General features: G+C 30.2%; 2 protein-coding genes and 1 pseudogene. All 3 read right to left on the bottom strand.

Features of this window, described 5'->3' with window-relative positions:
- Positions 1-364, bottom strand: a pseudogene (locus EKL98_RS16715) (hypothetical protein); the annotation flags it as partial.
- Positions 361-951 (bottom strand): acyltransferase, encoded by a 591-nt coding sequence (locus EKL98_RS16710; protein WP_126563213.1) that lies wholly within the window; start codon positions 949-951, stop codon positions 361-363. The gene EKL98_RS16710 and the pseudogene EKL98_RS16715, both read right to left, overlap by 4 nt.
- 2 nt (positions 952-953) lie before the next feature.
- Positions 954-1,160 (bottom strand): hypothetical protein (locus tag EKL98_RS18285; RefSeq protein WP_233589481.1); only part of this gene is annotated, 207 nt, incomplete at its 5' end.

Here is a 1,160-nt window from a genome sequence, read left to right as displayed (position 1 = left end):
CCGTAATGCCGTCTTTTTTTGCTCGAACTAATTTATTGGCCACCCATTTATCGTGATTTTGATATACTCTTTCGATACAAAAAAATCCTTTTTCGTGTGTTAATAAAAAGTCTAAATGTAATTTTGAAGCCAATAAACGTCCAAATTCATAAAACGATTTTGATCGTGTAAATGATTGCCATTTTCTATCTAAACTTCTTCTTTTTAAATCTTTTAATTTAGGGTGTTCCCCTAATTTAAATAATAATTGACCCGGAAATATGGCAATACAAGTATATAATTTAAATAAAAAATTATTATTATGTAAACCATTTATTAAGGCTTTTGCATTTGCGTTTAATGTGGGATGAGAAAACAATATCATTTTAACCAAGCGTTATTTGTGGCAAGAAATTCACAAGGATTATAATTCAAAACTTCTATTCTCTTTTTTTCTATTTCTTTAGCTGGATTTCCTGTTACAATAGTGTAGTCGTTTACATTCCTACTTACTACAGCACCTGCACCCACAACAGCCCCTTTTCCAATTCGTACACCTGGTAAAATAATTGCATTGGTTGCAATCCAAGCATAATCGCCTATGAAAATTGAAGCCTTTTTATGACGCCACAAAGAATCCAAAACATCATGAGATGCACTTAAGATTATTACACCATCATTGATACAAACATATTTTCCTATCGTTACTTTATCGTGTAAGGCAATCTCGACTCTACCTAAAGTGCTAAAATCACCAATTGATAAATTTTCTTTTTTACCATTAACACATACTATACCTATTTCGGCTGTTTCTGAAATTTGAGCACCCTTATTAATTAATTTTTTCCTTCTTTTGTTGGTTTGTATTAATGCGGTAAAAGTTAGCACACGCTTGGCCCAACTTTTAAAAAAGGATCCACTGAACCAATCATGTTTAAGTCTGTTGTTCCATAAATAATTGAAAGTAGCCATAATTAATTACTTTTTTCTAATCCGTCTAAAAATTTTAATGCTACAAATTCTAAATTATTTTCACTTGATTTTGAAAATTTTCTATTCATAAATTCTTCAATTGTCATTTTGTTCTGAAAATTCATTAAATTCAAAAATGGTCTTTGATTAAACCCTTTTACAACCCAATTTCTAGCAACACATAAAACTGGTAAATGGTGGTCAAACAT

This window comes from Flavobacterium bomense (assembly GCF_003970355.1).
This window is presented reverse-complemented; position numbering and strand designations above follow the sequence as displayed.